Annotated in this window: 1 protein-coding gene; it reads right to left on the bottom strand. The window is 66.4% G+C overall.

What is annotated here, in order from left to right; translation table 11 throughout:
• On the bottom strand, window positions 1-485 hold a 485-nt coding region (locus tag E1297_RS00810), incomplete at its 3' end, for a phage terminase large subunit family protein (protein ID WP_368669419.1).
• Between the last annotated feature and the right edge of the window lie 56 nt (window positions 486-541).

Here is a 541-nt window from a genome sequence, read left to right as displayed (position 1 = left end):
CGCGCCGGAGTCGAGCGGAGACCTACCGCCGAATTTGCCCCGGTCATGATCAGGATGCCGCCCGCGAATTCCTTGGACAGCATCGTATTGCCCGCGTCACGCGAGCGCGCCGGTTTGACCCGCCGCCGCAGCTCCGGGCTTTCGTCGATAAGCGGATCGATCCGCTGTCGTGAGTTCCGTTTCGCCAGCTCCACCGTCGGCTGGACCGCCAGCATCGGCCCCGGCGCCTGGTGGATCGCAAAACCGATCCAGTTGTTGCCCGCCTCGGTCGCACCGACCTGCGCGGCCTTCATGAACACGATCCGCTGTGCCGGATCGCCGGGCGACAGCCGGTCCATGATCTCGCCCATGTAGGGCGTGCGCGCCGTGCGATAACGCCCGGGCTCAGCGGACGCGCGACCGGACAGCATCCGGTGCCGATCGGCCCATTGCGACACGGTCAGATCCGGGTCCGGTGTGAGACCTTCACTCCAGGCGCGCAGAATTTCGGCCGCGCCATCGAAGTCTTCAAGTTGTTCGCCTACCGCTTCGCTACTTGAGG

The sequence above is a fragment of the Roseibium sp. RKSG952 genome (assembly GCF_009711355.1).
This window is presented reverse-complemented; position numbering and strand designations above follow the sequence as displayed.